The 24,126-nt window shown below is 38.0% G+C and carries 19 protein-coding genes; 13 read left to right on the forward strand and 6 right to left on the reverse strand.

Annotated features, from left to right (window positions below):
* Positions 1-136: 136 nt before the first annotated feature.
* The 8 genes from Q0947_RS02785 (at position 137) to Q0947_RS02820 (ending at position 10,599) form a co-directional block, all read left to right on the forward strand.
* Positions 137-1,645, forward strand: coding sequence for a sodium:solute symporter (locus Q0947_RS02785; protein WP_299391070.1), 1,509 nt, complete (start codon positions 137-139; stop codon positions 1,643-1,645).
* Positions 1,620-3,125, forward strand: coding sequence for a class I adenylate-forming enzyme family protein (locus Q0947_RS02790; protein ID WP_299391072.1), 1,506 nt, complete (start codon positions 1,620-1,622; stop codon positions 3,123-3,125). The genes Q0947_RS02785 and Q0947_RS02790 overlap by 26 nt, the downstream gene beginning before the upstream one ends.
* 62 nt (positions 3,126-3,187) lie before the next feature.
* Positions 3,188-4,057, forward strand: a complete 870-nt coding sequence (locus Q0947_RS02795) for an alpha/beta hydrolase (RefSeq protein WP_299391075.1) — start codon at positions 3,188-3,190, stop codon at positions 4,055-4,057.
* Positions 4,058-4,144: 87 nt separating this feature from the next.
* Positions 4,145-5,560 (forward strand): hypothetical protein, encoded by a 1,416-nt coding sequence (locus Q0947_RS02800; RefSeq protein ID WP_299391077.1) that lies wholly within the window; start codon positions 4,145-4,147, stop codon positions 5,558-5,560.
* A 157-nt stretch (positions 5,561-5,717) separates the two neighbouring features.
* Positions 5,718-8,207, forward strand: a complete 2,490-nt coding sequence (locus Q0947_RS02805; protein ID WP_299391080.1) for a TonB-dependent receptor — start codon at positions 5,718-5,720, stop codon at positions 8,205-8,207.
* 11 nt (positions 8,208-8,218) lie between these two features.
* Entirely contained in the window at positions 8,219-9,001 is a 783-nt protein-coding gene (locus tag Q0947_RS02810) for an alpha/beta hydrolase (protein ID WP_299391082.1), read from the forward strand.
* Positions 8,994-9,764 carry a 3-hydroxybutyrate dehydrogenase gene (locus Q0947_RS02815; protein WP_299391084.1) on the forward strand — a complete coding sequence of 257 codons (771 nt, stop codon included), beginning with the start codon at positions 8,994-8,996 and terminating at the stop codon, positions 9,762-9,764. The genes Q0947_RS02810 and Q0947_RS02815 overlap by 8 nt, the downstream gene beginning before the upstream one ends.
* 280 nt (positions 9,765-10,044) lie before the next feature.
* The gene (locus Q0947_RS02820; RefSeq protein ID WP_299391086.1) at positions 10,045-10,599 is read left to right on the forward strand and encodes a YetF domain-containing protein; all 555 of its coding nucleotides are present in this window, start codon (positions 10,045-10,047) and stop codon (positions 10,597-10,599) included.
* Positions 10,600-10,766: 167 nt separating this feature from the next.
* On the opposite strand, the gene Q0947_RS02825 is transcribed toward Q0947_RS02820, so the two are convergent.
* The gene (locus tag Q0947_RS02825) at positions 10,767-11,510 is read right to left on the reverse strand and encodes an arylesterase (RefSeq protein WP_299391088.1); all 744 of its coding nucleotides are present in this window, start codon (positions 11,508-11,510) and stop codon (positions 10,767-10,769) included.
* 25 nt (positions 11,511-11,535) lie between these two features.
* Here Q0947_RS02825 and Q0947_RS02830 point away from each other — a divergent pair, with 25 nt between their 5' ends.
* From Q0947_RS02830 to Q0947_RS02845, 4 genes are all read left to right on the forward strand, one after another.
* Positions 11,536-12,225: an ABC transporter ATP-binding protein gene (locus Q0947_RS02830; RefSeq protein WP_299391090.1), complete on the forward strand. Its 690-nt coding sequence runs from the start codon at positions 11,536-11,538 to the stop codon at positions 12,223-12,225.
* Positions 12,226-12,272: 47 nt separating this feature from the next.
* The gene (locus tag Q0947_RS02835; RefSeq protein ID WP_299392769.1) at positions 12,273-14,768 is read left to right on the forward strand and encodes an FtsX-like permease family protein; all 2,496 of its coding nucleotides are present in this window, start codon (positions 12,273-12,275) and stop codon (positions 14,766-14,768) included.
* 366 nt (positions 14,769-15,134) lie between these two features.
* Complete coding sequence (locus tag Q0947_RS02840; RefSeq protein WP_299391093.1) at positions 15,135-16,337, forward strand: acyl-CoA dehydrogenase family protein; 1,203 nt, start codon at positions 15,135-15,137, stop codon at positions 16,335-16,337.
* Positions 16,338-16,797: 460 nt separating this feature from the next.
* Complete coding sequence (locus Q0947_RS02845; RefSeq protein ID WP_299391096.1) at positions 16,798-17,742, forward strand: hypothetical protein; 945 nt, start codon at positions 16,798-16,800, stop codon at positions 17,740-17,742.
* A 4-nt stretch (positions 17,743-17,746) separates the two neighbouring features.
* Here the strand turns inward: Q0947_RS02845 and Q0947_RS02850 are convergent, their stop codons facing one another.
* The 5 genes from Q0947_RS02850 to Q0947_RS02870 all read right to left on the reverse strand — a co-directional run bounded on the left by Q0947_RS02850 (position 17,747) and on the right by Q0947_RS02870 (position 22,781).
* The gene (locus Q0947_RS02850; RefSeq protein WP_299391098.1) at positions 17,747-18,532 is read right to left on the reverse strand and encodes a 2'-5' RNA ligase family protein; all 786 of its coding nucleotides are present in this window, start codon (positions 18,530-18,532) and stop codon (positions 17,747-17,749) included.
* A gap of 25 nt (positions 18,533-18,557) precedes the next feature.
* Positions 18,558-19,733 carry an ABC transporter permease gene (locus Q0947_RS02855; protein WP_299391101.1) on the reverse strand — a complete coding sequence of 392 codons (1,176 nt, stop codon included), beginning with the start codon at positions 19,731-19,733 and terminating at the stop codon, positions 18,558-18,560.
* A 6-nt stretch (positions 19,734-19,739) separates the two neighbouring features.
* Positions 19,740-20,696 (reverse strand): biotin/lipoyl-binding protein, encoded by a 957-nt coding sequence (locus tag Q0947_RS02860; protein WP_299391104.1) that lies wholly within the window; start codon positions 20,694-20,696, stop codon positions 19,740-19,742.
* A gap of 19 nt (positions 20,697-20,715) precedes the next feature.
* On the reverse strand, positions 20,716-22,089 hold the full coding sequence (locus Q0947_RS02865; RefSeq protein ID WP_299391106.1) for a TolC family protein: 1,374 nt from the start codon (positions 22,087-22,089) through the stop codon (positions 20,716-20,718).
* A 134-nt stretch (positions 22,090-22,223) separates the two neighbouring features.
* Positions 22,224-22,781, reverse strand: a complete 558-nt coding sequence (locus Q0947_RS02870) for a Crp/Fnr family transcriptional regulator (protein WP_299391109.1) — start codon at positions 22,779-22,781, stop codon at positions 22,224-22,226.
* Between the two features lie 323 nt (positions 22,782-23,104).
* On the opposite strand from Q0947_RS02870, the gene Q0947_RS02875 reads away from it, so the two are divergent.
* Positions 23,105-24,115 (forward strand): leishmanolysin-related zinc metalloendopeptidase, encoded by a 1,011-nt coding sequence (locus Q0947_RS02875; RefSeq protein WP_299391112.1) that lies wholly within the window; start codon positions 23,105-23,107, stop codon positions 24,113-24,115.
* Positions 24,116-24,126: the final 11 nt, after the last annotated feature.

A 24,126-nucleotide genomic window follows, 5' to 3' on the forward strand; every position in this document is an offset into this window, starting at 1 on the left:
TTTGAAAAAAATGCGCTATGTTTACGATTCATCAGAATTTATACCATATTACATAAAAGTCGTACCCTAAGAATTGAAAAAAAAGATAACAATCAAAACATAAAGTTTGTTATTTGTTTTCAAACATTTTAAAGTAATGATTGCATCAGAAACCTTAGTGACTTATATGTGGATTTTATTGGCTGTTTACGCAGCGGTCATTTTATTTTTTGTGATTAGAGGTGCACGGAAAAATAAAGATCTTCAGGATTATGCGGTTGGGAATATTGGGTTCCCTGCTTGGGTAGTCGGATTATCTTTAGCAGCATCTATGACCAGTGCGGCAACCTTTATCATCAATCCAGGATTTATAGCGCTATACGGTATTTCAGGTGTGATTTCTTTTGCATTAGTACTGCCCATTGCAGCGTTTATTTCGTTGATTGTGTTTACCAAAGGTTTTGCCAAACAAGGGAAAGCCGTTAAAGCCACTACAATGGCACAATGGATTGGAAAGCGTTATGAAAGTAAAAACTATGCTATTTTCTTCGCGTTTGTCGCGCTCTTATTAATGACATTTATTGTATTGATTAATGTTGGACTTACCCAAGTCATTTCAAAATCTCTGAATGCAGAACCTTTTTACGTGTTGATGGGGATTACCACGTTTGTATTTGGATATATGATGTTTGGCGGTGCAAACTCTATGGTATATACCAATACTATTCAAGCAATAATCATGTGTATTGTGGCCATCATTTTAATTGGCTCTGGTGCGGAATATTTTACGGACGGGATAGATGGTTTTATGCAAAAATTAAATGCTATCGACCCTAATTTAACTAAGCCAACCAATCCATCAAGTTTCCTTTTTCGTGATTATTTTGAAATTATCGTCACCCAAATTGTCATAGGTGTCGCTATTGTTTGTCAACCGCACATCATCACCAAATCCTTATTATTAAAAGATTCAACTAAAGTAAACACGTATCTTATTAGTGGAATATCGTTTATGGTCATCTTCTTTTTGGTGGTTATTGTTGGGCTTTACGCCCGTATCAGTTTTCCGGATTTCACCGTCAACGGCACAACCTTAAAAATGGATGAAATCATTCCAACTTATGTAGTCACAAAATTCTCCGTAGGTGTTGGACTAGTAATTGTGGTGGGGCTAATTTCCGCAGGATTATCTACCTTGGAGAGTTTGATACAATCCTTATCCATCACCATTACATCAGATATTATTAATCCGCTGTTTAAGGATAAGTTTACTAAAAACACCATTTCTATCAATAAAGCGGTAATCGTAGTACTAGGAATTGTGAGTTTCCTGTTGAGCTGGAACCAAATTAAAAATCCGGATATTAGTGTGGCTATTTTCGCGCAAAACGGTGTGTATGCCTATTTTGCCGCTGCTTTTGTACCGGTGTTATTCGGAACATTCTTGAAAAACGTTTCTACAAGGTCTGTCTTTATTGCCAGTATCACCGCTATTGTGGTTCATTTTGGAATTTATTATGGCAGATTAACCCCGTATATGCAAGAGCCGGTTAACAATCCTGGAGTATCTGCAGCAATTGGAATTGTAGTATCACTCATTGTAGGGTATATATTTTATAAATTAGACGAAAAGAAACAACGTGGACACATTAGATTGGATAGCTAAATGGGCGGATTATACGCCTGAAAAAATTGCAATCACTTCGTATGACTCGAATAAAAGTTATACGTATAGCGACTTACACAACTATGCCAATCAATTAACTAAAAAATTTGCTGCACTCCATATAGAAGAAGGTGACAGAATAGCTGTGTTATCTGAGCACGGTTTGGAATATATTGTACTGTTTGTGGCGTGTCAGAGAATGGGCGTGATTATGGTGCCTCTAAATTACCGACTGTCGCAACGTGAGATTTCAAAGCTCATTGCCGACTGTACGCCAAGTTTACTTATTTATAATCATAACCATCAACCTAAAGTAGCACAACTCGCCAATCAAAATTTAAAAACAATTTCGTTTGATGCCTTAAGAGATTACTATGAATCCCCTAGTGCTACTCCAGTAAAAAACTTCGAGATTAAAGAGGATAATCCTTTATTTATATTTTACACTTCCGGCACCACGGGTACTCCAAAAGGCGTTATTTACACCAATAAGATGTTATTTTGGAACAGTCTCAACACGTCTATGCAACTCGGAATCACTTTTAGGGATTCTACCATTAACATTTTGCCTCCTTACCACACTTCTGGGTGGAATGTATTTATCACACCTTTATTGCACAAAGGTGCTCATATAGGCATGTTAGAGAAATTTGATGCTGAAAAAACCTTGTGTTTGTTAGAACTTAACAAGACCACCTTGTTTATGGCGCTTCCAACAATGCTCTTGATGATGCAAAAAGCACCTATTTTTAAAAATGTTAACCTCCGCAAATTACGTTATATCATTTCAGGAGGCGAGAAAGTCCCTTCAGAACTCGTTGCCTATTGGAAAGAAGAAAAAAACATTTACATCAGGCCAGGCTATGGTTTAACGGAAGCCGGACCAAGCATTACCTCGTTACATCATAAAATGGCGCATCTTAAACCAAATTCCATTGGGAAACCCAACTTTTATTTAAGTATAAAAATCGTCAATAAAAAAGGAGATGTGGTGCCGCCAACTGAAGTAGGGGAACTGTGCATTAAAGGCGATATTGTTACCCCTGGATATTGGAATAATTCGGTAAAAACAAATAACAAAATAAAAAAAGGATGGCTTTTTACGGGCGACTTCGCCTATAGTGATGCAGAAGGGTTTTTGTATATGAAAGGCCGAAAAAATGACATGTATATTTCAGGTGGCGAAAATATTTATCCGCAGGAAATAGAAACCCAATTGGAAGCTATGGAAGCTATTGATAAGGCGGTAGTGTTAAGTGTAAAAGATGAAAAATGGGGCCAATGTGGCATTGCCTTTGTAGCCTCATCAGACGAACAACTCTCTGTAGCTGAGATCAGGACATTTTTAAAACCCAATCTCGTCGCATTTAAACATCCTAAGTATATCTTTATATTAAACGACATTCCGCAGACAAGTTTAGGGAAAGTATCCCGAAAACAACTCTTAACGTACTATAATACAATCACAGCCAACCCATGAAACAGCTAAGCTTCCTTTTCGCATTTATTCTTATTAACGCTTGTGTATATTCTCAAAAACCTATGAAAGAGCTACTTTCTGATTATGATTTTAAAAGCCAAATGGTTACAGTGGACGATTTGGAAATCAGTTATATCAAAGAAGGTTCAGGAGAAAAAACATTGCTTTTTGTACATGGGTTGAGCAGTAATGCTGATGCATGGTCTAAAAATATTGATGTTCTTAAAAATGAGTATACCTGTGTGGCTTTAGATTTACCTGGTTATGGAAAATCATCTAAACCTGAGGCAGATTACACAGCATCATATTTTGCTGAAGTTGTATACAAATTTATTGAAAAGTTAGCCTTGAAAAACATTATTTTGGTAGGTCATTCAATGGGTGGGCAAGCAAGTGTTAAATTGGCTGTACATCATCCTGAAACTATAGAAAAACTGATTCTTGTGGCACCAGCAGGTTTAGAGCAGTTTTCTGAAGCTAGCGGTAACCTTATGAAATCCTTTTTAACACCGGAATCTGTTAAAAACACCACGGATGAACAGATTGTAAAAAACTACGCCTTAAATTTTCATGATCAGCCTGAAGAGGTTTCAAAAATGATAGCGGACAGAATCCGAATTAAAGAAGCTTCAGATTTTGATGCCCATTGCAATGCCATTGTCAACAGTGTTTCTGGTATGTTGAATGATCCAATTCACAACGACCTCAAATCTATTTCGCAGCCCACATTGGTTATTTTTGGAGATAAGGATATGTTGATTCCAAACCGTTATTTTAATCCAACGCTCACTACTAAAGCGGTTGGTGAAATCGCGTTAAAGCATATTCCAAATGCTCGTTTGGAATGTATTGAAAATGCAGGTCATTTTGTACAATTTGAAAAGCCATCTGAGGTTAACGCACTCATTCAAGAATTTGTGTCTGGATACTAAATCAATTTTAAATTTAACATCATTCTATTTTTTTAGAATCACAAGTACGGTGCCTTATAACCTAAAGTTTCTGCTATATTTGAGACCATGAAGACGAAGCTTAAAAAATTCACTGAATTCAGCAAAACGATATTGCCAAACGAAGCAAAATACCTTCAGGGACAATATCAATTTGTCGATGAAGAAAAGCTTCAAATTATCCAATTGGTTATTGCCAATGCACTGTCTCAATCCACAAGAAAGGATTTTGACGATGCCATAGATAAGCGAAAATATTCTTACATAAAAGATTGGATTGAACGGAAATTACTAAGCATAGACGTTGATGCCACTATTGGTTGGATCATGTCATTGAATCAGAAAATCCTAACGGATGCCATATCATCAAATGAAGAAAAGCAATTCCTGAACTATATCAGTGGTTATAAGGCAGTCGATTTTAATTTTCAGAATTTATATGAATTAGCCAAAGAATATAAGTCATTTCTATTGGTGAGGATGCGGTATAAGGACCATCAAGTCGTGGCTGATTTTATTAAGGAATTCAATCCTTCCTATTCAAAAGCCATCACTATAAAGGAAAAATTATACACCGCCACAACTGAAATCACCAATCAATACACCCTCAATAATAACGAAACGAAGCATCTGGAAGCGTGGTTATTGGAAGTTTTTAATGATGATTTCATTAGCGGTAAAAACAGGTATCAGGCCTTTGTGTTACTCGCCTTCATGTATACCAATTACAATGAAAATGATAAGTTAAAAGTGTTATTCGATCAAATTGACTTTTACTTCAGTCAAGGAAAAATGTATTCAAGACGTTTGTTATCCAATTATTATGCGAGTCGTGTACTTCTGCATTCCAAACAAGATGAATTGAAAGAAGCTGAATATTATGGCTATCTCTCCATCCGTCAAAACAACAATGACACCCTGATGTATTTGAATAATCTGGTTGCCATTTTGTTGCGTAATAACAAACCTGATAAGGCATATCTGTTATTGGAGAAACATAAAGATCTTTATAAGGAAACCCATAATTACCATCAAAAAATAGGGTATTGTTCCTACCAAATTCGCGTATTATCTGAACTTCATAAAAATGAACTTGCGGAAGCTACCGCCAAAACTTTCTTGAGAAAGTATAAAAACGAAGTCTTAAAACATCGTTGGCACCATTTTTTTACCTCCTATATTGGAACCTTAATCGCGCAGGAAAAATATGAAGACGTTTTAAAACTCTCCACAAAATTCGGACTTACGGAAAAGGAGGAAGAACGACAGAAACAAAAGAATTATGTGCCAAATATTTCCTGGAGTATTTCCTTGTCGCGCTATATGGAAGGCAAGATCAATTCCACGCGTTTATTGGACGAAATAAAGTCACCACTCATAGATATCAAACCCACCACAAATCAAAAACAATTGATGATTAAGGTGATTGATCGGCTTTCAAAAAACTTACCTGAAGCCTTTTTAAAACTAAAGTCACATATATAATGTTTTACAGTAATTACTGTAGTTGTAATTGGCTTTACTAGCATCAAAGTGTTTTTTTATTTAATAGTCACACTCTAAACCTTCCGTTTTCTCAAGACTTTGTTTTGTAATTCATAATAGATTGCCACCTAAACGAACTCAATCCATATTCACAATTATGAAAAAACTACTCTTTTTACTAACCTTAATTGGTTCTTTTGTGGTTAACGCCCAAGATACAGGAACCATTAGCGGATTAATTACAGATGCGAAAGGCGTGCCTTTACCTGGTGCATCAGTGTCTATTAAAATTATCAATAAAGGCGCAATGACTGGTTTTGATGGACAATATACCATTGAGAATGTTAATGTTGGTACTTATATTATATCTATTTCCTTTATCGGTTATGAGACGAGTTCCAAAAATATTTTGGTGACTGCTGGTCAAACAACTCAAGTAGATGTGTCCTTAAAAGAGTCCGATACAGTTTTAGATGAAATCATTTTAACGGCAAACAAAAAACCACAAAAAATTACGGATGTACCTGCTACGGTAAACGTTATTACAGCTAAAGAAATTGAAGAATTTCCAAGTTTTAATATTGGTGAGTTGGCTGCAAGACAGAAAGGTGTAGATTTTGTAAGAAGTGGTGTTTTAGGAACCGGAATTAACATAAGAGGTTTCAATTCTGCTTTCAACTCAAAAAACTTACAAGTCACTGATGATCGTTTGTCTTCTCTGATTGCCACCGGATTGCCATTAGGCTCTTTTTCTACGGTAACTAAAGATGATATTGAACGTGTTGAAATTCTGTTAGGACCTAATGGAACACTTTACGGACCTAATGCACATAACGGGCTTGTGAGTACCATTACAAAAAATCCTAGAACTTCTGAAGGCACAACTTTTGCAATTGGCGCAGGTAACCAAAGTGTTTTAACTGCAAGATTGAGACATGCTCAAGTAATTGACGACAAATTTGCATATAAATTTCATTTTGAAAGATCTCAAGGAACTGAATATGATTATGTAGATAGTGTATATGTAGGCACAAAAGCTTACAAAGAACTTGATTTGGATCGTGATTTCGATTCTCAAAAATATGGTGCGTCTCTTTACTACAAACCAAGCGCAGGATCTGAATTGATTGGATATTATGGACACAGCAATAGTAATAATATTGGTGCAACTAATGCAGGTCGTAACCAGATTAAAGATTGGAGTATTGATGAAGCTCAGATAAAATTTGTTTCTAAAAACTTCTTTGCAAATACGTACTATACTTGGAGTAAAACAGATGACACCTATGCCATGAACCAGCGTACACAAAACTATGTATCTTTTATTAATAATGGATTTACTGAACAAGAAGCCCGTGAGCGTTCTTTATTAGAGCAATGGGTTCCTACAGGTGAAGGCACAGGGTTTTCATTGCCTCGTGGAGCACTTTTTAAAGACGCTTCAAAACGATTTAATGCTGAAGCGCAATACAATAACAATTGGGATGAATTCTATTTGACATTCGGTGCGCAATATCAAAAAGATATGGCGGATTCTGATGGTACGTATCTATTGGATGAAGGCGGAATTGATTTGGCACAAACTGGTGTGTATACGCAGTTGGAGTATAAAATGGAAGATTCTGGATGGGGCTTTTTACTAGGTGGACGTTTGGATAACCACGATTTGTATGGGTCTAACTTTATCCCTAAAGCGGCAATTACTAAAAAAGTGAATAACGGTACTTTTAGAGTAACTTATGGTAAAGGAATTGCTGTACCATCTATTCTAAACCTTAAAGGCAACTTGTTTGGCGGCTTGGTATTAGGTAATGGCGAAGGATTTACTTTGAAAGATGGAACTAAAATTGCCAAATTGGATGTAGAAACCATCAACTCTTATGAAATTGGGTTTAAAGGAAAACTATCAGACAAATTATTTATTGACACGAATGCGTATTATAATCAGTCGGATAATTTTATTAGTCCATTAGTGAATGTTGCTGGTACGGCGACAGGAAACTTTGTGACGCATGTTGGAGACACGCCAATTGGAGAGGTTGTTCAAGGGTCTAACGGTGCATTTATATTAACCTATTTAAACTTTGGCCATGTAGATACTTACGGACTTGATGTTGGCTTAAACTACTATTTTAGCGACAGTTTTAGAGCGGCGTTCAATTACTCTTATTTTGATCGTGATCTTGACTTAACTGATATGGCCAACGACGGTAATTTAGATGGTAAAGTTCTTGAAAGTGAGTTGCCTATCAATACACCAAACCATAAATTTAGCTTAGGATTCCACTATAATCAAGGGAAATTTTACGGTTCTATCTTTGGGCGTTTTGTACAAAAATATGATTTCTTCTCAGGAATTAATGTCGCTGCCAAAACACAAGACATGGATGGAGATGGCGTGAATGAAATTGTTGAAAATGCTAGAGTAGGTAGAACTTGGAACTACGGTCAGTTGGGAGGTTTTACAGTAGATGCTAATGCGGGTTACAACTTTACAGATAATTTGTCTTTAGGGATGAGCATTACAAACTTATTCAATGCTGAAGTAAGAGAATTTGTGGCATCACCAGTAATCAATACGTTGATTTCATTTGAGTTGAAATACAAAATCAACTTTTTTAAAAATCAGGCAGTAGCAACCAACTAAGTTTCTAAAACATGCCAAAGATACAAGTGAACAACATTGAACTTGATTATGAAGACCATGGAAACGGAAAAGTGCTTCTATTGCTTCACGGATTAGGATCAACAAAAAAAGATTGGGACGCTCAAGTCCCTTTCTTTTCTAAAAAATACCGTGTCATTGCTTTAGACTTGAGAGGACATGGCAACTCTAGCATACCAACAGATGCTTATGGCGTAATGGTGATGACTGAAGATGTCAAAGCATTTCTTGATCATTTAAAGATTGATAAGGCCACGTTTGTAGGGTTTTCTATGGGTGGTGCCATCGCTTTTCAAATGGCTGCAAGTTATCCTGAATATGTAAATAATTTGGTGATTGTAAATAGTGGACCAGATTTTAATAATATGGGAACCATTGGCGAAGAATTGCTAAGAAGTAGAACGCAATTTTTGGAAACTAAAGGCTTGAAGCTTTTAGCGAAAGAGATTTCTTATAATATGTTTCCTGAGGATGATCAATTGGAATTGAGAAAGGCCTTTGAAGAACGTTGTAAAAACAATGATTATAATGCGTATTACCAATCTTTCGTGACTTTGATGAACTGGGGATTGGGAGACCAATTAGAAACAATTAAAGCCAGAACACTTGTGGTGGCGTCAGATATGGATTATACACCGGTAGCTTTTAAACAGGAATATGTCGATCGGATGCAAAACGCTAGTTTGACTGTGATCAAAAACTCAAGACATGGTGTGGTCATCGATCAACCGGAGGGGTTTAACAAAGTCCTCGAAAAATTTTTAGAAGATGAATAAAATCGTACTCATTACAGGAAGTACCAGTGGTATTGGTTTGGCTATTGCAAAGAGATTTGCCAAAAAAGGCTATGATATTATGTTTCATGGTTTAGAAGCTAACGGTGCGGAAATTGCAGAAAAAGTAGGTCAGAAGCATAACGTGAAAGTAGCTTTTTCTAATGCGAATTTATTACAATCTGAAGCTGTTGAAGGCTTGATTGCGGAGACAATAAAAAAACTTGGGGAGTTGCATGTATTAGTGAATAACGCCGGAATTCAACATGTGTCGCCAATCGAAGACTTTCCAAATAATAAGTATGAAAACATCATTGCAATCAATATGAATGCGGTATTTTATGCTTCTAAGGCGGCTTGGGGTCAGATGAAACAGCAGAAATTTGGTAGGATTATCAATATTTCTTCCGTCCACGGATTAAGAGCATCCGAATTTAAATCGGCTTACGTGGCGGCCAAACACGGCGTCATTGGGATGACTAAAGTGATGGCTTTAGAAGGCGCGCCCTTTAATATTACCTGTAATGCCATTTGTCCTGGCTACGTCAAAACACCTTTGGTAGAAGGTCAGATTAAAGATCAGGCCAAAGCTCATAACATGACGGAAGAAGAAGTGGTTGAAAAAGTCATGCTTAAAAAGCAAGCCGTGAAACAATTTGTTCCAGCTAAAGCCATTGCAGATATGGCAATTTTGTTAGCCAAAGAGTCTTCAACAACAATTACAGGAACTTCATTCGCCCTAGATGGCGGTTGGAGTGCCCAATAATACTGCTGCTAATTTAATTTTAATAGTTGAGTTCTCAATGCCCCGAAGGTTACGCCTTCGGGTTTTGTGTTTAATGATGTTTACATAATGGTTATTTCAATTTAAGTCTGTATTGAATGAATTTATAAAATTAATCGTATCCCTAAATTCTCCTCCTTTTTAAGGAGGAGTGGCTTCTGCTTCCGTAGAGAAGCAGAAGACGAGGTGGTTTTTAAAATTATTCTCACTTGATTTCACATTCCCAATTTTCGTAAATTGTAGGGATCTAAATTTATACACAATGGATCAGGTGACGTCTTTTGATTGGGCTCGAATTTTTGTAGGGGAGCAACCTTTATTTTTTATTGGGGAATTGTTTTTACGTGTAGTCGTTATTTATATCATGGCTTTGCTTCTGTTGCGACTTGCTGGGAAGCGTTCTCGGCAGCAGCTTACTACGTTGGAGTTATTGTTGGTCATTGCTTTAGGCTCAGCTGTAGGCGATGTCATGTTTTACCCGAGTGTGGCTATTTTATATACTGTTATCGTCATGCTGACGATTTTAATCCTCCAACTCATTATAGAGAAATTCAAAAGGAGATTCCCGCATTTTGATAAGTTTGTAGATTCTAAACCAACGTTAATTATAAAAAACGGCAAATTTGTAGATGACGGAATGAATACAGAGAATCTTACTAAAGCTGAAGTTTATAGTTCATTACGCTTGGAAGGAATTCGCAATATGGGCGAAGTAGAATATGCCTATTTAGAAATTCCCGGACAGATCAGTGTCTTTAAATTTGAAAAAGGTCAAGAACGAGATGGCTATGTTTTGGTACCGTATCAAGAGGAATAATATGGATTTTTGTTAACACTGAAAATTTGTGAAATACATCAGAACCAATAATTCTCCTCCTTTCTAAGGAGGAGTGGCTTCTGATTCCGCAGAGAAGCAGAAGACGAGGTGGTTCTGAAGCAGAATCAAACCTCATTCCTCAATCCTAACCCCTAAAACCTCCTACCTTACTTCACCAAAGGCCCCAATGTTTCCCAAACTGTTTCTGCCAAAATCTTATGACCTTCCACATTCGGGTGAATGCCATCACCTTGATTTAAAGCAGCAATTCCACCAACATCCTTCAATATAAATGGAATAAATTCTAGGTTATTTTTTTCGGCAAGATTAGCATACAATTCTCTAAATTCAGTAGTGTATGCTTTACCCATATTTGGAGGTAGTTCCATTCCTGCAAGTATAATGGTCGTTTCTGGACTTTTTGACTTTACCACGTCAATTATCGCTTGTAAATTAGCGCGCGTTTCAGACAAGGCCACACCACGTAGACCGTCGTTGGCACCTAATTCTAACAAAAAGATATCAATAGGTTGCTTGATGACCCAGTCGATCCTACTTTTTCCACCGGCAGTCGTTTCGCCGCTGACGCCTGAATTGATAACCGTATAATTCAAGTTTAAAGAATCAATTTTTTGTTGCACCAATGCCGGATAAGCTTCAGTCGTATCATCCAATCCATAACCTGCCGTAATACTATCCCCAAAACATAAAATAGTTTTTGTGGCAGTTGTTGGCGTTGTTGATTCCTCAACTTGGGTGTCGGTCTGTTCGTTATTTGTAGTTTTTTTTGTATCAGATTCACCACAGGAAAACAACAATAATGGTAAGATAAAATAACAAAACTTTATGAGTTTATGCCCGCTGGACGTTGGTAGATGTAATTGCAATTGTTTATTTTGAGCCTCGAACATAAATCGCTATTTAAATTAAAATTAAATGTCAAAGATATTAAAGATAACCGGGTTGGAAAAAACATATACCAGTGGTAACAAACAATTGACGGTCTTACACGACATCTCTTTTGAGGTTGAGAAGGGCCAAACCTTTTCAATTGTCGGACCTTCCGGTAGTGGAAAGACCACCTTGTTAGGAATTTGTGCTGGTTTAGACCAACCTAATGCCGGCAATGTGGAGTTATGTGGACAGAATTTAAATAGCTTAAATGAAGACCAACGCGCACAATTGCGGAATAAAAACGTTGGATTTATTTTTCAAAATTTTCAGTTGTTACCAACCCTTACCGCCCTCGAAAATGTAAGTGTGCCTTTAGAATTACAGGGCGCGAAAGATGCCACCCAGAAAAGTAGGACTTTATTGGAAAAAGTAGGACTCGGTGATCGAGTGCACCATTATCCGTCGCAACTCTCGGGTGGCGAACAACAGCGTGTGGCCCTAGCGCGCGCGTTTGCAAATTCACCATCCATTTTATTTGCTGATGAACCAACAGGGAATTTAGATGAAGAAACAGGAGAGAAGGTTATTCAATTATTATTTGACCTCAATAAAGAAAATGGCACCACCTTGGTGATCATCACGCACGATTTAGAATTGGCCAACCGAACCCAACAAATCCTAAAACTTAAAGGCGGCAAAATAGTAACCAATCAACTGACTACTGAACTGTGAATAATTCCGATAACAACACTTCCTTACAAATACCTTGGCTTTTTAAAATGGCTTGGCGTGATGCCAAAGCCAGTAAAGTACGATTACTTTTATTTATGGCGTCCATTATTTTGGGCATTGCTGCCGTGGTATCGATTCAATTATTTAGTACGAATTTAAAAGACAATATTCAGCGTCAGTCAAAAAACTTGATTGGTGCTGATTTTATCATTGATTCTCGACAAGTACCTACTGCACGTGCGCAAGCCATTATCGATTCTTTACAGCCTGACGCTTCTGAAGTCAAGTTTGTATCGATGATTGCGTTTCCAAAAAATGGCGGCACAAAATTGGTACAGGTGCGTGGCCTTGAAGGTGGTTTTCCATTTTATGGAAGCCTCGATACAGAGCCATCTGCTGTTTCCAGAACCTACCAAGAATCTGGTGGCGTGCTGGTGGATGCCACTTTAATGTTGCAGTTTAACGTAAACCCTGGAGATTCCATCAAGATTGGAGAACTGACACTTCCAATTGCCGGCGCATTAAAATCGATTCCGGGAAGTTCTGCGTTTTCGAGTTCTGTAGCGCCGCCAGTGGTTGTTCCGTATCGATTTATAGAAGCCACACAATTATTGCAATTTGGAAGCCGAAAGGAATACCAATATTATTATAAAGTTTCAGATACTGTTAATCTGAAACAACTTCAAGATCACTTAGAGCCGCAACTCGATTTGGAGAATGCCGATTTAGACACACATACCAGTACTACCAACCGCTTAGGAAGGCGTTACGACAACGTGGGCAAATTCTTAAATTTAGCCGCTTTTATTGCCTTGTTATTAGGGTGTATTGGTATTGCCAGCTCCGTACATATTTATATTAAAGAAAAATTACGGGCCATCGCTGTTTTAAAATGTATGGGTGCATCCCGACTTCAAAGTTTTCTGATTTTCTTGATTCAAATTGCGGGTATCGGAATTGTTGGCGGACTGGTAGGCTCGCTGATTGGTGTGGGACTTCAACAATTATTTCCATATCTGCTTAAAGACTTTTTACCGTTCACACTGGTCATCAATATTACGCCAGCACCTATTTTGATTGGGGTGTTTTTAGGGCTGTTCATGTCCGTATTATTTGCGCTGTTGCCCTTATTGCGCACTTGGTATGTATCACCTTTGGATGTGCTGCGCGTGGATGAAAAAGCCTCTCAAGAACCTACTAAAATCCGACTTCTTGTATTTGGAGCCATATTGGTGTTCTTGTATTTATTTTCATTGTGGTTGATAAAGGAGCCACTTTATGCCTTGGCATTCGTGGCCGGTACCGTGATTACTTTTATGATTTTGGCCGGAGTCGCCTTAGGATTTATCAGAGCCGTAAAACGCTTTTTTCCTAAGCACTGGAATTTCACCGCGCGTCAAAGTTTGCTAAATTTATTCCGCCCCAACAATCAAACTGTAGTTTTAGTGGTTGCGATTGGCTTGGGAACATTTTTAATCAGCACCCTGTATTTCACTAAAGGCATTCTGTTGTCAAAGACAGAAGTAGGGCAGACTTCAGAAAATGCCAACATCATTGTTTTAGATGTGCAACCGCCGCAATTGGATTCGGTAGCTCAAACTATTACGGCTAACAGTTTATCTGTTCTTAATAACATTCCGTTGGTCACCATGCGAATGCACAGCCTTAATGGAAAATTGGTGAATGAATTGCGTCAAGATACCACTCTCCAAATTCGAGGTTGGGTCTTAAACCATGAGTTTAGAACGACCTATCGGGATGCCTTGACGCCATCCGAGGAAGTGGTAGAAGGCGAGTGGGTTTCCCAAATCAATGCCAATGATCCTATAGCCATTTCAATTTCAGAGAATTTAGCTGATGATGCCAAACTGAGTGTAGGCGATCCTGTAGTTTTTAATGTTCAAGGTGTATTGATGGAAACCACCGTAGGCAGTATCCGTAAAGTAGATTGGGCACAAATGCAACTCAATTTTACCATTGTTTTTCCTGCAGGTGTATTGGAACAGGCACCACAATTTAATGTGCTGACCACATCTGTACCTGACGATGCCAGTTCGGCAGCGCTGCAACAGAATTTGGTGTCCAATTTCCCCAATGTCACCATCATTGACTTGCGCCAGGTATATACACTTGTGGAGGATATTTTAGATCAGGTTTCTTGGGTGATCAACTTTATGGCCTTTTTCAGTATCATTACGGGAATTATTGTCTTGATTGGCTCCGTAAGAACCAGCAAATACCAACGGATTAAAGAAAGTGTATTACTCCGAACCTTGGGTGCAAAAAATTCACAGATTTTACAAATTTCAGCTTTTGAATATGTGTTTTTAGGGTTGTTGGGAAGTTTGGTAGGGATTATCCTTGCCCTCATCAGCAGTTTGTGTTTGGCACTTTTCGTATTTAAAGAACCTTTTATACCCTCACTAATTCCGTTTGTAGTGTTTCTACCAGGTATTACCTTATTGGTGGTGGCCATTGGCTTGAGTAACATTCAAACCGTGTTGAGAAGCTCACCGTTAGAGGTGTTGCGGCGCGAAGCATAAACACAACTAATTATTAAAATCTAACCGTTCCGAATTCTTCGGGACGGTTTTTTATTTTATAGCCGCACTTAATCGGCTACTATTTAATTCATATTCACTGATTTATTCCGTAAATTGAGTGCTAATCATTTATTCATAAAAAATGCTAAACTTACTATATTCATTACTCATCCAATTACCTCAAGGAACTCGAAACCCAGATGATAACAGTCCTATGGATTTTTCCAACCCCTTTGATCTGATCGTCTATATCATTCTGCCCATTCTATTGATCATCTTTTATATATTATGGAGAAGGAGCAAAAGACGCCATAGAGACTAGAATCTGTTTAAGACTTGAATTAATCCACTAACAATAACCTTTCCATGTTACAAAATGTTTTAATAGAACGTCAAATTTATGCTTCAGAAGAACATAAAATGATGCAACAAATGATTCAAGATTTCATAAAAAATGAGATCATGGATCATATAGACGAATGGGAAAAAAATGGCATGGTCAGTCGCGAGATTTGGGAACGTGCTGGCGAATTGGGCTTGTTGTGCATTGACATGCCCGAGCAGTATGGTGGCAGTGGACTGGATTTTAGTTTTAGTGCGCTCTTTATTGAAGAATTAGGCAAAGAAGGAGTTAACGGCCCAGGGTTTTCATTGCATTCAGATATTGTAGCACCTTACCTTTTAAAATATGGGACGGAGGCTCAAAAAGAGAAATACCTCTCAAAAATGGCTTCCGGTAAAATGATCACGTCCATAGGCATGACCGAGCCCAATTGTGGAAGCGACTTAAAAGCCATAAGAACCACCGCTGTTGACAAAGGCGACCATTATTTGGTAAACGGACAGAAAACTTTTATCACCAATGGGTATATGTGCGACATGTCTATTGTTGCTGTAAAAACCCATCCTGGGACAGAAAAAGAAGGCGTGTCCTTATTGATTATGGAAAGTGCTTGGGATGGATTTGAAAAGGGCATTCCGTTTAAGAAAATAGGCATGAAAGCTCAAGATACCTGCGAGCTGTTTTTTGACAATGTCAAAGTCCCCAAAGAAAATTTATTGGGAGAAGAAGGTTTAGGCTTTAAAATCATGATGACTGAATTGGCCAGAGAACGCTTAACAGTAGCACTAAACGCCATTGGTGGGGCAGAAGGTGCCATAGAAAAAACCATTGCTTATACCTCTACCAGAACGGCGTTTAAACAACCTATTGCCGGTTTCCAGAACACCCAATTCAAGTTGGCCGAATGTGCCACGCAACTACAATTACATCAAGCCTTTTTAGACCGCTGTACCGAATTGTTATCGACACATCAACTCACTGCTGAAAGCGCTTCTATGGCAAAATATTCCGCCACCGATATGCACAGTAAAGTGGTGGACGAATGTCTACAACTGTTTGGAGGTTATGGTTATATGTGGGATTACCCAATCGCGCGGATGTATGCCGATAACCGTGTGGCCAGAATTTACGCTGGAACCAACGAGATCATGAAAATATTGATTGCACGTGGCTTGTTTAAGGAAGTGTTTGAGAAGATTAAGCAAGAATCTAGACCGCTTCGCTGATAGAATTAAGAATTAAGATCGCTTCGCTGATAGAATTAAGAATTAAGACCGCTTCGCTGTTAGAATCAAGAATCAAGATTTGGATGGGATGTAGTGTATATGTTTTAATTTTAGATTTAAAATTCGTGGAATTCGTGAAATTCGTGTCCAATAGAATTAGGACCGCTTCGCTGTTAGAATAGAGAATCAAGACCGCTTCGCTGTTAGAATCAAGAATCAAGACTTGGTTGGTGGAAATGTTTATGTTTTAATTTTAGATTTAAAATTTCGTGAAATTCGTGAAATTCGTGTCAAAAAAACGCGCACCTCATTAAAGATGTTTTAAAATTGGAGTTTCGTAACTGTATGTTTCTTGTATTTTCTCAAAGTAGATGCGTTAGAAACATGAATTCTAGCTTCAGCTCATCAAAAAATCACGTATCTTTAGCATTCCTATATAAGCAAAAATCCCAATGAATTTATGAAGTATGTGATCTCCTTACTGTTTGTCGTCTTATTATTTGGCTGCAAAGAAGTGAATTCTAATGACGAAAATAAACTACGAAAATTTGTAGAACAATGGAATGAGGCGCATACACTTTTAAAATCGCCTTACTTAGCGCCTAATTACATGAATGTGGTCTCCTATTATGGGAAACAACGCACCAGAGCACAAGTCATGCAGGACAAAAAGATGCTATTTGAACAATTTCCTGACTATACCCAAAGTATTTTAAACGATGAAATTGAAGTTACGGAAGAAGCAGGAAAATATTTGGTGACCTTTACCACACACGTTAGGTATAACGGAATAGAAGCTGATTACGATTCTTATCTTTCAGTAACCATCAAAAACGGCGATTTTAGAATCCTACGAGAAGGCGTGGCTGAATCAGTTAACGATTTGGATGCTCCTATTTTTCCGAAGGCACGGGAAAATAATCGCATTATAGCTAATAAAAGGCAGCTTTTTGGCGATTTTAATGGTGATGGATTATCAGATTACGCCACGGTCATTTCCCCGGAAATAATCGCATCAGAGACTATTGAAGGTCAAAATAACGATGCCGTAAAATGTAAAGGTGGGTGTGATAGCATTATCGTTTTTAGTAGTAGCGACTTAGAGAATATCACCATAAAAGGCGCGTATAAATCGGAGCTAGAAAACCTCAAGGACCTGAATAGAGATGGTGCTGATGAGATTGGTTTTTGGGATATCAAGCCCACATCCAAGACCTTATACGTGTTTAATGCCACCAATGGCGCCTTACTTACCGAACCAATTTTCATTAACACCACAGTGCATAAAGGCTTAAAGCTTATTGATGTTTTTAAGAAATCAGGTGTCAATAAAATTACGGTTACCCGCAGTGTGGAGCAAGATGGCAAATGGGCACTAAAAAGCCAAATTATTATGTTGGACTAGACGATTATTTCGATTCCCAAAGTAATTTTCTGGCCGTCCCATAGTTCCCTAATTGATACAGCGCTAAAGTAGGGGCCTTAAATTTAGTGGGATGGAAATGGTGGGTCTCTAAACTGTCTAAAACGGACGTATCTGCTACGCCTAAACTGATGTGCGGATTATAGTTTTCATAGCTGTGATCACTCACAAACTTCGGTACGTAGGCAATTGTAAAATCGTCAATAGGCGTTCCATCCTCATTTTGCACATACGATGCTTGGGAACCATTGCTCACACTGAACGGTTCTAAAATTTTAATCACCTTTTCATGTAGTCGCATGAGCGCTTCACTTTTTTCAATTCCCATAGAAGCGAAACTGGCTTGTTTGCCCTTATTATATTGGAGTTTGTCCACCAAAAGGGTGTCATTTTCTATGGTTTCATAAAGCCCCACGAGTACTTTTTCTATTTCAGGTACATCACTTTCATTAACATAGGCCTGTATTAGGGTGATGTGGGGAATATGTTGGGCGTCTAAAGTAAAATTGTTTGGATTGTTTTCAAGCACCGATTTGTTCAAATCGACCGCTTGATTATATACATCTTGGGGAAGCGTGAGAAGCACATCAATAGCGATGACGTTTTCTTGTTTTTGTCCACAGGAATAGGTGAGGGTCAGGATTAAAAAGGAAATGATTAGGTACTTCAACTTCATATTAACACGTAAATTAATTCGGTCAAAAGTAACCAAAATGTGACACATTCCCTTTTTTAAGGCTTTAATAACGCACACTTCGTTGTTCGCTTTCAACCAGGAACATTTTAATTGTTATTGATTAAGCATCCAAAACCACAGTTTCCTTTTTCGCCGTTTTATTAATTTTTAATTGCAACAAAAACACCATCGCTATAAATGCCACTCCAAAAATGAGCAATAACATTGTGATTTCTGAAGATACGGAGGCAAAATCGCCACCATAAAAAGCGATTTTACGAAATGCACTCAAAAATTGCGTCACCGGAATAAACTGCGCCACACTTGCAATAACCTCAGGAATTGCAGCGGTTGGCCAGGTAAATCCGCTCAAAATAAATGCAGGCGTAGAGATGACCATCAATAATTCGGTTGCTTTTAACTGACTTGGGATGGCGATAGAAAATAACATTCCAATAGCCATAGACGCCAAGGTCAACAGAATGGTTAGGACCAACATTGGGAAATTAAAAATATCTGCCGTAATTCTAAAAAATGGGAAAAATGAGCTAACAATTCCCCAAATAAAAGGCAACATGATTAAAAATGGTGTTGCTTTTAGGAAAATAAGGTATAACGACGACTTGTGATTTTTTACCAAATTAGCAAAATACCCATCTTCAAAATCTCTTGAAAACGCCAGTGCCATTGCTAAGAATATAATTTGTTGCATGATTGCAGCCAAAATCCCTGGCAACATAAACGTCACATAGTTTCCGGTAGAATTATAGAGCTTATTAAAGTTGATTTTAAAACTTTCAAAGGAAGCTTTGGCCTGGTCTGGATGCATTCCTTGTTTTTTTAATCCTTCAATTTCAATCCCTGCATTCATCGTCATCAACACGGTATTAATGTGATTGCTCGCCGTGTTGGCGTTAACGATGTTGGCCATGTTCAAATCTACGCGGATTTCAGGGTGCTTTTTTTGTAGCACATTCTTTTCAAAATCGGTAGGAAAGGTAATAACAGCCGCATATTGCTCGGTAGGCATTTCGGCAACAATATTCCCAGAAGTTGGGCGCACATCCTTTACAAGCAAACCTTCATTTGCTATAAACGCATCAATAATTTGATCGGTTACCGGGCTGCGGTCTTGATCTACAATAACAATCGGTAAATCTTTAACCTTGGCCTGTTGGTATACAAAGCCGAACAAAATTCCGTACCCAATTGGGGCTCCGAAAAAGATAGCCATCAATACGCTATTTGAAAAAATACGCTTGAATTCTACCTTAAGTAAGCTTTTGAAATCTTTCATGGGTTACTATTTGATAAGAATGGTTGCGTTAGTATAAAACTTTTGTTTGGATACATCTGATGTTGGCACCACTTTCAATTCATAGATAGACTCAGACAAGTTGTATAAAGGCGCCGTACTGGTAATGTCAGCATACTGTGCCATTTGTTTAATAGCGACAATTTTAGCGCTTGTCTCATCTTTTGTATAAGGATTGATTAAGGTCAATTCCTGACCCAATTTGAAGTCGTAAATTTTAGATTCTGGAATGGTAAATCTGAAATAGAGACTGTTGGTTTTATAGCCATTAAACATGGTATAGCCCGGCGTTAACAATTCGCCTTCCTCTAAACTGATGGTCTCCACAGTCATATCTGCTGGGGCAATCATATATTGTTCATCAGAGGCTGACAGAACTTCTTCCTTAGCACCTACGGCACGGTCCAATTGGCCTTGTGCCTGTGCGATTTGTTCTGAACGCGCTCCTTTTCTAACCTCATCACGCTTGGCTTCCAAAGCTTTTACTTGAGCTTTAGCCATATTGAGTTTCATACGTACCTCATCAAATTGCTGTTGGCTTACCAGCGAATCCTGATACATGTTTTGCAATCTGTTATACGACTCTTGGGCAAACTCCAATTGCGCTTTACCAGAGTTTAATTGGCCTTCAATTTGGTTCAACTGTTCAATTGTAGCGCCGTTAGTAGCCAGATTTAATTGACCTTTGGCAGCCGTTATAGCTCCTTCAGCCTGTGCAAGTTTTGCATTGACTTCAGGGGTATTCATCAATGCTAGAGTATCACCTTTTTTAACCGTTTGACCTTCTTCAACGTAAATTTTTTCAATTCGTCCACCAATTTTGCTGCTAACTGCAATGGTTTCAAATTTCACTTTCCCGCGGTTGGAAGTGATTTTATCGTTTTTACAAGCGTTTAAAGAGAGTAGGGCAAAAGCGCCTAAAAGTATGTGTGTATATGTTTTCATGTCTTAAGTTGTTGTAAGGTTAGTAAGTGAGGATGCCTTTGGCGTGTAACAAATCGGCTACAGCACGGCGTTCGTTAAAATAGGATTCTTGTAGTTTGAAATTGGCTTTTTCAACATCATTTAATACATCTAGCACATCGTTAATGGACGCTAAATTGTTTTTATATTGTTTGTTGATCATTTCGTAAGTGTCATTTGCCAATTCAATTTCTTTCTGCACAATTGTGGTGTTTTGCAATGCTGCCTGATATGTTAATTCTGCTTTTGTAATACTTAAAGCAACCATCTCTTCAGCATCTTCTATTTGGTCACGGTATCTTTGACTTTCCAAAAGCGTTTTTTTGCTGTTCAATCGGGATTGGTTACCATCAAAAATAGTCCATCGCACACCTGCGCCAATAAACCACTTAGGATCTAGGAGCGATAAATCGTCTTCAATAAATTCATAATGACCTTTCACTGCAATTTTCGGAATAAAACTGCTTTTCTCCATTTTAGCTTTATAAAGCGTCGCTTTTTCAGCTTCTTCCAAAGCCTTAATTTCGTTGCGCTTTTCAGCATTAGCGGCTTCTGAAACTGCAAAGGATTGCAATTCTGGATCTAACAATCTTAAATTTTCTTTCGTTTCGCCTGTCAATTGGTGTAGAAGTTCAATCAGTAAAATGTTGTTGTGTTCAAACTCTAATTGTTTACCTGCCAATTGCTGTTGCGCCAATTCAATTTTTTTCCTGCTGATAGGTGTCGCTAAGCCATTTTCAATCGCTTTTTTCACATAAAACACCTGTTCTTTTAAATAGTCTTCAGATGCCGAAAGAACTTTTTTAGAGGCTTTTACCAAGGCTAATTTGTCATAAGCTTCAATAATTTGTAAAGCGACTTTATCTTTTTCGGCCAGTCCTACATATTTTAGGGACGATTCTTTATGTTGACTTGCTTTTAGGGCATTTGTGGCTTCGAAACCACTAAACAATACCCAATCTAAATCCACCGACGATTTTAAAATGTTTTTATTCTGAAGATTGGGAACCTCCGTTAAAGGAATATTGTCAGGAAATGGTGTGTTAAATGGAATCCCAATAGCATCCTTTATGACCAATTTCTGAGTCCCAATCAATAAATTTTGCGTGTTTTCATCAAATGTAATGTCGTCATTCAGCCTTGTGTAGCTCCCGTTAAGAGTGATTTTTGGCAAGAAAACAGACTTCGCCAATTGCTGATCTACTTGCGCTTGCGCGGCATCAATTCGGTTGGAATTAAGCTGATGATTCTTATTGATGCCTTTCTGAATCAATTCTTGCAACACAGGATCCAATTGCTGTGCTGATAGAGACGTTGGCACTGCGATTGCCACGACCATCAAAAATAGTTTTAAGACACTTTTGAGTAAATTCATTGCTACTTTGTTTTAAGTACAGACAAATTTACGGATCAATATCTTGATTTCCTTTGACCTATGTCAAAAAATGACGGAGTTAGGTTTAAATTGTAGGTGTGAGGTGGATTTCAAAATGGTGAATAGTGTGTGCTCTACTTACGGATGCGGCTGAGGGTTTCCTGAGACATACCCAGATAAGAAGCGATATGGCCAAGTGGCACTTGATAGGCTATCTGAGGGAATTCAGCGAGCATATAATCATACCGTTCTTTGGCGGTTTGAAATTGAATGGCGTTCAGTTTATTCACAATTTTGGTGAGCATTTCTGTAGTCACCAATCGTCCTAATTTTTCCATTTTGTGGTATTTCGCAAAGAGTTGGTCTATGTCTTCTTTTGATATGCTAAATACCACGGAATCTACCAAGACTTCCAAATTGTACAAGCTCGGTGTTTGTTGAAAAAAACTATCGGCACTGGTCATAAATTTTCCAATCCCAAAAAACCATTGGGTAATTTCCTTTCCGTTTTCATTAGTGTAGAAACTTCTGCCCATACCTTGTTCCATAAAATACAAGGTTTTACAAATATCACCTTGATGGACAAGAATCTGATTTTTGGGAACTAATTCTTTTTTGAAATGACTTTGGATGTCATTCAATTCGTCTTGTGTAAAAGGTACTATGGAGCTTAAAAATTCAGTTATACTCATGTGTTTTGGTAGTATCGTGATTGTTTTTACCACTGAGCGACAAGATAAGTAAAATTGTTAAGTGCAAACAATCGGTAAAATCAAAATAACAGATTTTTATGAGCAGGTTAACTCGCTTCGGAATGGTAAAAAATGGCCTCAACGATGTGTTTAAAGGAAGTATTTTTACCAAAAATAACTGAAGTGATAAAATTTAACAAATTCATTGTTAATTCTGTAAATATTCTTGTAAAATGCAATGTTATATTTACTATTTTAGAAGGCAAGATAGAAGACTATCAAAAAAAAACTTATTATTAATAACAATTAATCAATCCATGTTTATGAAGAACACATTAAGAAAAAATTATCGAGGGCTTATTGCGCTTGGTTTAATGTCCTCCGTTTTTTTATTTCCCTCGTGCTCCAACTCGGCTATTGACTCAGAAATTGACCCAGCTGAAAACAAGGTATTAACCTTGATTCCGGATCCTAGTGAACTTTTGGTCGTAAATGGCTTTGGGCCAAACTACAAGGGAGAGGCAAATGGAAGTCCTGATGACAGAGGACGCTTTGATATCACATTGAGATATCTAACACCAACAACAGAAAGACAACGCGAAGTTTTTGCTCAAGCTGTTGCGCGTTGGGAGCGCATTATCATTGCTGATGTGCCTTCCTTTACAGGGACACTTCCGTCAGCTTTTCTTGGCGTACCGCCCATAGAGGGAACCATCGATGATATCATTATTGAAGTTGCTCTTGTCAATATTGACGGAAGAGGTGGGATTCTTGGATCAGCTGGACCAAGATATGTGCGTAATAGTGATAATTTGACCTTATCTGGAGTGATGCAGTTTGATGTGGCTGATTTAGCATTTTTAGATGAGATAGATTTATTTGAAGAAGTGATAGTTCATGAAATGGGGCATGTTTTGGGTGTAGGTACACTTTGGAATTTCAGAAGATCTTTAAGAGCAGGTCCTGCAAGCAATCCATATTTTACAGGCGACAAAGCCAACGTTTTCTGGAACGCAGAAGGTGGCAAGTTTGAATTGCCTATAGAAAATAGCGGTGGTCCAGGTACTGCAGGAGGTCACTGGCGTGAATCTGTCTTAAGAAACGAATTGATGACAGGTTATCTTAATTTAGGAGAAAATCCATTAAGTAGAATTACCGCAGGTTCTATGAGAGATCTTGGCTATGGTTCCTCGTCTGTTGGAGAATCATATGAATTGCCACGTGGTACCAAAGGGGTTGAAGTTATTGCGTCTGGAACACCAGGTAATCAAGGTTTGAATATAGCGGAAATGGAAGAGATTCTTATGCCTATTGGTATCGCTATCGATAATTAAATGAATTAAGT

It is taken from the genome of uncultured Gelidibacter sp., from assembly GCF_947500795.1.
In the GTDB taxonomy this organism is placed as follows: Bacteria; Bacteroidota; Bacteroidia; order Flavobacteriales; family Flavobacteriaceae; genus Gelidibacter.